This window comes from Mesorhizobium silamurunense (genome assembly GCF_014843825.1).
Taxonomy (GTDB): Bacteria; Pseudomonadota; Alphaproteobacteria; order Rhizobiales; family Rhizobiaceae; genus Mesorhizobium; species Mesorhizobium silamurunense.
In genome coordinates this window covers 1-8,944 of the sequence record NZ_JHQR01000015.1, presented here as the reverse complement: position 1 = coordinate 8,944, position 8,944 = coordinate 1, and the positions used below count along the sequence as shown (strand labels likewise).

The following is an 8,944-nucleotide window of genomic DNA, read 5'->3' as shown; positions in this document are numbered from 1 at the left end:
CGAGGAGGCTGCATTCGTCACCGGCCAGAGCCCGACTATGCCGCCGGAGCAACAGATTCCTCCTGTCGGGTTTGTCCTGTTCGCCACAAGGTGGTGTTCGGCCTGACTTCTCGCGCTCTCATTTAAGCGATTGAAGAACCTGCAGAAGATCTTTTGAGGCTCATACTGCGTAGTTGGCACGGTTTTTGAAACTTTCATCGTGAGGCGGCAGAAGCCGGCCGATATTCATGTCGTGGACGGTCGGCACGGCTAAACGAGCGGACCCCGATAGGCTTTGACCGCACAACAGCAAAGCAGGATCACCAACCAATGGCAACGAGAGCACTCATTCTGATCGAAGGCGACCCAACGGGTACTGGTCTCAGCTACATCCAAGCGGCCCAGCGTCTTGGTCTTCATCCAATTACCCTGTCGGCTCATCCAGCGCGGTACGACTATCTTGCGGCGGAAGGAATTGACGTAATCCGTGTCGATACAGACAACCTCGAAGCGCTGATCCGTGAATGTTCACGTCTAGGGGCCACTTATGACATTGCTGGCATTACGTCCTCCCTGGAGGCGCTCTATGCGACAATTGGCAAGCTTTGCCGGTATTTGGATCTACCGGGACCGAACCCTGCATCCATTGAACGATGCTGCGACAAATACGCTCAACGTCAGCTCCTCGCAAAGGCCGGCGTTCCAATACCTACTTATCGCGTGGCAGCGACTGCGATGGAGGTAGAGAGCTCTGCCGCGGAAATCGGCCTGCCGGTAATTCTTAAGCCAGTGGTAGGCAGTGGCAGCAGCGGTGTCCGATTGTGCCGCAACGTCGATGAGTTAGCCGAACAGACGACCTATCTGTTGGGCGGTGGGCACATATGGCCATGTTCGCCGAGGATACTGGTCGAAGAATTCGCGCAGGGCCCCTATTATTGCGCTCATATAATGGGAAGTGAAGTCATTGGGATTGCCACCGCTGAGTTCGGCCCGCCACCGTATTTCGTCTTTCGTGAGAGCATCTTTCCTGCCGTGCTGACTGATGAGGAGCATAGGCGTATCGTCGATGTTTCGCTGAGTTGTTTGCGAGCTCTCGGCCTTGGCTGGGGGCCAACGAACATCGAACTCCGGTGGACGAAGCGTGGCCCAGTCGTCATTGAAGTCAATCCGCGCCTTAGTGCCGGTGCTCCATCAATTCAGGCGGCTCATGGTATCGATCTCCCAGCAGAGCACATCAAGCTCGTGATCGGCGAGGATTGGGATTTGCGCAGAAAGCATTCGCAGACTGCAGCCGTGCGGTGCCTAATTCCTGATCGCGATGGCACCCTGGACTGGATCAGTGGGGCCAGTCAGGCGGCTGCTCTACCAGGTGTCGCCGAGGTGAGATTGTATGTCAAACCCAAGACGCCGATCATCAGGAAAGGCGATTACCGAGACTGGATCGGATATGTTATGGCCGCTTCATCGGACCTTGCTCAGGCAAAGGCCATACTTCAGCATGCCGTCAACATGATCGGTTGGTCGATTACACCATTTCCGACCACAGGCCAACAGGAACAATGCGGGACGCCTCACGCCTCTGCACCAACGGGGGTGCCCCCAGGTACGAGGTGATCGTTGCCGAACATTAAGCAATTGAGAGTAAGCGAGAGACGCAGGTCGACGAGGCTTATCTTTGTTTCTTGGCAACAAAATGCTATTGACCACAGTAGGGAAATTACATCCGCGACCGAAAATCGTGTTTGTAAATGACGAACTGTTTTCGAAGAGCAGCGCCTTCATGCTCAAGCACAGTCGCATTTCCCACGCAAGAAGGCTTGGGGGGTGCTCACCCTCTGCATGAGCAGGAGCAGGAACAGAACGTAGGCGCGTCAATAGCGCCTCGAATAGGCTGAGACGCGCCGACTGATTGCGGAGTTGCCCGTTATTCCGATTCCGTCTCGCCGACGTCCGCCTCTTCGTCTTCGAGCTTGGCACTGAGCTTGATTACCGGTTCCATCGCCGCGAACAACGTATCCGGCAGGTGGCACCTGATGTCGTGGCCGAACAGCATCTTCCTGGTCGGCGGTACCTCGCGCTCACAGAGATCTCCTGGAACCAGCTTCTTGTAGCGACAGCGCGTCTGGAACGGACAGCCGGACGGCGGGTTCATCGGCGAAGGAATGTCGCCATCGAGCACGATGTGCTTCTTGACCACGCTTGTGTCGGCGATCGGAACCGACGACAGTAGCGCCTCGGTATAGGGATGATAGGGCGGAGAAAAAATCTGGTCGGTTGTACCCTGCTCGACGATGTAGCCGAGATACATGACGACGACGCGGTCGGCGATGTAGCGAACGACGGACAGATCGTGGCTGATGAACAGCATCGTCGTCTTGTTCTTTCGCTGAATGTCCATCAGGAGTTCGATGACCGCCGCCTGCACCGACACGTCGAGCGACGAGACCGGCTCGTCAGCCACCACCACCTTGGCATCGCCGGCAAAGGCGCGCGCCACGCCGATACGCTGTTTCTGCCCGCCTGACAGCTGACGCGGCTTGCGGGTCTCGAACGCTCGCGGCAGCTTCACCAGGTCGAGCAGTTCCAGCATCCGCTTGCGACGCTCGGCGACATTGTTGCCGACATTGAATTTTTCCAACGTACGGATGATCTGCGAGCCGACCGTGTGGCTGGGATTGAGCGTATCGAACGGATTCTGGAACACCATCTGGATCGACGACACGGTCTCGACACTGCGCTTCTCGATGCCCGTCGACTGGATTTCCTTGTTGCCGAGCGTCACACTGCCGGAACTCGCCGTTTCCAGGCCGAGTAGCACCTTGGCCAGCGTCGACTTTCCGCAGCCTGATTCACCGACGATCGCAACCGTCTCGGATTCGCGCACCATGAAGGAGATCGTTTCGTTGGCCTTGACGACGCGGCCTTCGCTCGAACCGAACACCTCGCTGCCGCCGACCTTGTAGTATTTCCTCAGATCCTCGATCTTGAGCACCGGCGCGCCGGGCACGACGCGCTCGTTGACCTTCTTGGCGCCCGGAGGCAGCGCTTCCCAGTCGATCTCGTTGAAGCGCACGCAGCGCGAAAAATGCCCTTCGTGACCCTCGACCTCGATCATCGGGATCTCGGCGGCGTTGCAGACGCCCTCGACGAAATGGTGGCAGCGCGGGCCGAAATTGCAACCCTTCGGCCGCTCGTGCGGCAGCGGCAATTGCCCGGGGATCGAGATCAGTGGCCGCGAATTCTTGTCGGCGCCGGGCAGCGGGATCGAGCGGAACAGCCCTTGCGTATAGGGATGGCGCATCCGGTCGAACACGTCCTTGATCTTGCCGGTCTCCACCGCCTCGCCCGAATACATCACCGTGATGCGGTCGCAAGTCTCGAGGATCAGGCCGAGATTGTGCGACACGAAGATCATCGACGTGCCAAACTCCTTACGGAGTCCCTTCACCAGGTCGACGATGCCGGCCTGGACCGTCACATCGAGCGCCGTCGTCGGCTCGTCGAGCAGAAGCAACGCCGGCTTCGACAGCAGCGCCATGGCGATGACGATGCGTTGCTGCTGGCCGCCGGAAAGCTGGTGCGGATAGGACCGCATCATGCGCTCGGGATCGGGCAGCCTGACCGAGCGCACCATGTCGAGCGCTCGGCTGTAAGCCTCTTCCTTCGACACCTTGTCGTGGATTAGCGGCACTTCCATCAATTGCTCGCCGACCTTCATCGCCGGATTGAGGCTGGCCATCGGCTCCTGGTAGATCATCGCGATCTTGTTGCCGCGGATGGCGCGCAGATCCTCGTCGGACAGTTCCCCCATGTCCTTGCCCTGGAACTTGATCTTGCCGCCGACGATCTTTCCGATGTTGGAGAGGTCGCGCATGATGCCGAGTGAGACGGTCGACTTGCCGCAACCGGATTCGCCGACGATGCCCATGGCTTCGCCGGGCATGACCGTGCAGGAAAAGTCCATGACAGCCGGAATCTCGCCCTTCTTGGTGAAGAAGGAGATCGACAGATTTTCGATCTCGATGATGGGCTGCGCACTTGCGACGTTCGTGGCTTTGACAGCTTCGTTCATGGTCGGCGTCTCAGTCTTTCATCGATTGTTCGCGAAGAGCGTCGGCAAGGAGATTAAGGCCGAGCACGAAGGACAACAGCGCGAGAGCCGGCGGCAGCGCGGGATGAATGTAAGCACGCAGAAGGCGGCTTGCGTCCTTGATCGCCGTCCCCCAGTCCGGACTTTCGGGCGGAACCCCCAAACCGAAGTAGCCCAGCGTTCCGAGCAGGATGGTAGTGTAGCCAACACGCAAGCAAGCGTCGACGATCAGCGGGCCGCGCGCGTTAGGCAGCACTTCCCAGAGCATGATGTACCAGACCGATTCACCGCGCGTCTGGGCGGCAGCAACGTAGTCACGCGTCTTGATGTCCATCACCAGGCCACGCACGATGCGGAATAGGCCGGGCGAGGAACCGAGCACCACCGCAACGAAAATGTTGAGTTGGTTCGGATCGATATGAACGATGCCGAGCGGATCGGCGTCGAAGACGAGGCCAGCATTGATCCAGCAGCCGATCAGGATCGTCAGCCCGATCAGCAGGTAGTACCGGTCGGGCCGGTCCTTGAAGCGCGTGGAGAACAGGGTCAGGAAAAAAATGGTCGTGAAAAGAAAGATCAAGGCCGCGAGCGACCGCGGGATAGACACTCCGATGCCGGTCGCCTCGCTGAACCAGTTGTCGAACGAAAGCTGACGGATTTCGGGCGTCACCAGCAGGTATAGCATCAGGATGACGGGGAAGGCCAACACCAGGTTGGCGAGGAAGCACAGAACGGAATCGACCCTACCGCCGTAGTAGCCCGCTGGTAGGCCGAGCCCGATTCCCACAATCAGCGAGAAGGCGGTTGCGAACGGCGCGATCAGCATCACGATTCGGCTGCCGTAGACCATGCGGCTAAAGACGTCGCGGGCGAGCATGTCGCCGCCGAAATAGTAGATGCCACTGCCGTCAGGCACGGCGGTCCCCGGCAGCGCGTCCTTCATGGCCGCCACCTGGTTGAGGGGATCGAATGGCGCGATGATGGGTGCTAAGATGGCAGTGAACAGCCAGAACAGGCAGATGACGACGCCGGCGACCCCGACGCCGATCTTGAACAGGTCACCGTAGAGCCCAAGCTTGTTGCGGAAGCCGAAGCTGAGCGCCAGACAGATCGCCATCGCGATCCAGACCGGCCAGAATCGGCCGAGGACGTCCACGGTAATCGCGAACCCCCCTATGGTATCAAATTGCATCCTGCGTCTCCTCTATTGCAGCGAATACGCGGATTGAGATAGGCGTAGCCGATATCGGAGATCAGCTGCGTGACCAGCACGACGACCACCGATACCAGCGAGCAGCCTAGCAAGAGGTCGATGTCGTTGTTGCCCGCCGCCTCGTTCAACGTGAAGCCAAAACCCTGGTAGCGGAACATTGTCTCGACGATTACCACGCCGGTAAGCAGCCACGGGACTTGCAGCATGATCACCGTGAAAGGGGTGATCAGCGCGTTGCGCAGCGCGTGCTTGATGACCACGTGGGAGAAGGACAAACCCTTCAGTCGCGCAGTGCGGATGTATTGCTGCGTCATCACTTCGACCATCGAGGCGCGCGTCATGCGGGCGATGTATCCGATATCGTAAATAGCCATCGTCATCACCGGCAGGCTGAAGTTGTAGAAGGTTAGGCCTTGCTCCGTCGCCGACGCCGCCGAGCCGTTCAACCATCCGAGCCATGAGGCGAAGATGACGGTGAAGATGACGCCTGAGACGTATTCCGGGGTGGCTGTCGTCGCGATCGAGATGACAGAAAGCGTCCTGTCCGTTCGCGAGCCCTCGCGCATGCCGGCAAGAATGCCGATCAGGAGCGAGATAGGCACCACTGTCGCCATCACCCAGAACATCAGCTTACCGGTGGCCACCAGCGCCGAGAAAAGTTTTGCGGAACCGGCGGTCCTGAACTTGGTCGAGCAGCCAAAGTCGCCCTGCAAGATGCCGCCGTAGAAGGGTTCGGCCGGCTCGCCGCAGTAGCTGAAGCGCGGCACCGCCTTACCGGTCGCAGCATCGAGTGTCGGCTGCTTCTGCACGACGCCCAGCCACTGCCCGTAGCGCACGAAGAAATTCTGCCGGTAACCTTCCCTGGCCAGCCAGCTTTCTATTTGTTCATCTGACGAGCGCATTTCGATTTGGTTGAGCGCCAACTTGCGCAGATTTGGCTCGAGATTAACCATGTAGAAAACGATCACCGTCAGACTCAACATGGTCAGGGTCATGACACCGAAACGGCGCAAGACGAAACTCAGCATGGCTTCTTCCCCAATTATGGATCCCGTGTTTTGCAGTTTCATGCGGGGTTAAGACGAATCGAAGGACAACTCCTCGTATCGACTGCTCCGAGTAGGCTAAAGGCGTGAGGCTGCATCTTCCGCGACCTGATGAGCCGCGGCGAACCTCACTGCACTTTATGCGTTGGAGGATCGACAGTTCATTTCCGATCTATGCAAATACCCGCGCGCCGGGGAAAATAACCTCGAGGTTGACACCCAATTGATGGAGTTACGCGCGCAGCGTCCGCCCCAGTGCCAGCATCTGTGGCACCCTAATTCGGTCAATGTGGGCGGACGCGGGGTGCGACGCGAAGATTGCGATTACCATCTCCGCCTTTGGCGCGATATACAGGCTCTGACCGTAGAGGCCGAGACCTTCGAGAGCATCAAGCTCGTTGTGCGAAATCCACCATTGACTACGGTACGTGTAGCCGAAGGGCAGTTGCGGCCTGGAGAAGCGGTCGCCCTCTTGCAGGTCGTGCACGACAGACGCCGGAACGAGCTGTTTTGCGTTCCACGTTCCTTCGCATCGGATCATCTCGCCGAAGCGCGCGAGATCGCGCAGGGTCGTGTTGAGGCCACTAGCGGCCCTCGGCGCGCCGGTCGTCGGGTCGATCTCGATGTAGCCGTCCTCCTCGCAGCCGAGCGGCGCCCACAGGCGCTCGTGCAACAGCTGCGCGAATGAGCGGCCCGTTACGCGCGCCATGACCCAGGCCATGACGTTCGTGTTAACGTTCTTGTATGCGAACTCGCCGTGGGCGCCTTGCTTGCGCACCGTGCGCAGAAAGTCGCACGTATATGACTCGTCTATCTTTGTGACGTCCTGTACATATTCCAAGCTAGTCTGCATATCCATTACTTGGCGAAGCGTGGCATCCTCCCACCCGGTTCCTCGCAATTCTGGCAGGTAATGGGGGATCATCTTCAACTGGTCGAGCACGCCTTCCTGCACGAACGCCGCGGTCAGCGTTCCTGTGTACGACTTCGTGATCGATTGGCACGAATGTGGCAGGTGCGGCTCAAGCGCGCCTAAATAGCGCTCGTAGACGATGCGACCCCGATGCAGAACCACGATGCCGTCCGCGTAGGTGTCAAATAGCGCCTCGTCAAAGCGTCGGGTTCGACCATCCGTATCGGCGAAGGTGATTAGGTCGATGTCAGAGGACATGTCGCTGCGCTCAAGCAGTGATGGCCCGTCCTGTCCGCGCCACACATTGATGGTCGGCCGAAGCTCGCGCATATGCGACAACGACCAGCGGCTCTGCGGAAAAGCGAAGACAGTGCCGGCGTCGAACGTGATGCGCTTGTCTGCAGGCGGCGGCGCACCGCGCATCCACCCGAGTACACTTGGATCCGACGCCCGGCCGTCGAGGTACCGCTGTCCGTCGAATTCAAGCACACCCTCTGTCGCGTTGCCGAGAGGTGCCTGCAGTTCACATTGTGCCATAAATGCTCCAGCCTTCCAGTCTCTTCAATGCCAGAATGGCCGCTAATGCAGGGGTCTAGCAGAGCTGCGGCCTATTCTGAACGGATGTAAGCGAAGACTGCGTCTTCATAACTTGAGCCTCCAGCAGGTGGCCAAATTCACGCACTCGGGTCGAGCCAGACCTTACTGAGTTCTGTCTCCCCTACCGGATGCATGTAGTAGTTCTTCACCTTTTTGGTGGAGTGATGGAACGCCGCAACCCAATAAGGCTGAATAAGCACACCGGAATCCTGCAGGAGCGTTTCAATATCCTGCATGAGCGCCTTGCGCTTCTGTGGGTCTGGTACCGTCAACGCCGCGTCGAGTTTCTTATCGAATTCCGGATTTGACCACGCCGTCTCATTCCAGGCTGCGCCACTGCGATAGGCAAGCACCAAAGTCTGCACACCCAACGGCCGCATGTTCCAATTTGTTACGGAAAGTGGATACTTCAACCACCCGTTCCAGAAACTGGACTCGGGAATAACCGTACGCTTCACCTTGAACCCGGCCTCGCGCAGTTGCGCAGCAATAGCGTCGGCCGTGCCCTTAAGCCATTCCGTGTCGCTGCTGATGATGTCGTGCTCGTATTCCATCTGACCAGTTTCAGTCATAAGTCGCTTGGCAGCCTCAACATCCCGTTTCTTTTCCGGAACCGGGTAAAACTCGGGATGTAATGGCGCGACATGATAATTCGCAGCAACGATGCCATAACCATTATAAGCAATCTGCAGCACAGCACTATTGTCGACCGCTAACTGCAGTGCATTGCGCACCCGCTGGTCATCGTACGGCTTGGTAGTGACGTGGGCACGGCACACTATAGTAGTGGCTGTCTTCGCTTCAGACTTCACCAAGCCAATTTTATCTAAGATGTTAACAAAACTGGTATCCGTCCCTTCGTTCGCGTCTACTTCTCCTGATTCGAAAGCGCTCAGAAGCGCGGAAGGATCGCTGCCGTAGTCTATGAATTGCACCTCGTCCAGGTAGGCTTCACCGCCCCACCAGCTTCCGTTTGTTCGACGCTTCACGACTGCCTTTTGGCTCACATCCCACGACACTAGTTCAAACGGTCCCGTGCCTACCGGATGGGCAACGAGGTCCGACCCGTTTTTTTCATAGTCACGGTGAACGATCAGCGCGGGATA

6 protein-coding genes are annotated in these 8,944 nt (G+C 58.3%); 1 reads left to right on the top strand and 5 read right to left on the bottom strand.

Translation table 11 applies throughout. From position 1 onward, the window contains the following. Positions 1-309: 309 nt before the first annotated feature. On the top strand, positions 310-1,593 hold the full coding sequence (locus DH10_RS01685; protein ID WP_192384111.1) for an ATP-grasp domain-containing protein: 1,284 nt from the start codon (positions 310-312) through the stop codon (positions 1,591-1,593). Between the two features lie 310 nt (positions 1,594-1,903). Here the strand turns inward: DH10_RS01685 and DH10_RS01680 are convergent, their stop codons facing one another. The 5 genes from DH10_RS01680 to DH10_RS01660 all read right to left on the bottom strand — a co-directional run. Further along, a complete protein-coding gene (locus DH10_RS01680; RefSeq protein ID WP_192384110.1) occupies positions 1,904-4,051 on the bottom strand; it encodes a dipeptide ABC transporter ATP-binding protein in 2,148 nt (715 codons plus the stop codon). Between the two features lie 10 nt (positions 4,052-4,061). Then, positions 4,062-5,261, bottom strand: a complete 1,200-nt coding sequence (locus tag DH10_RS01675) for an ABC transporter permease (protein ID WP_192384109.1) — start codon at positions 5,259-5,261, stop codon at positions 4,062-4,064. Beyond that, positions 5,243-6,310, bottom strand: a complete 1,068-nt coding sequence (locus tag DH10_RS01670; RefSeq protein WP_192384108.1) for an ABC transporter permease — start codon at positions 6,308-6,310, stop codon at positions 5,243-5,245. The genes DH10_RS01675 and DH10_RS01670 overlap by 19 nt, the downstream gene beginning before the upstream one ends. A gap of 250 nt (positions 6,311-6,560) precedes the next feature. Further along, positions 6,561-7,778, bottom strand: coding sequence for a serine hydrolase domain-containing protein (locus DH10_RS01665; RefSeq protein WP_192384107.1), 1,218 nt, complete (start codon positions 7,776-7,778; stop codon positions 6,561-6,563). A 137-nt stretch (positions 7,779-7,915) separates the two neighbouring features. After that, on the bottom strand, positions 7,916-8,944 hold a 1,029-nt coding region (locus tag DH10_RS01660; protein WP_246811455.1), incomplete at its 5' end, for an ABC transporter substrate-binding protein.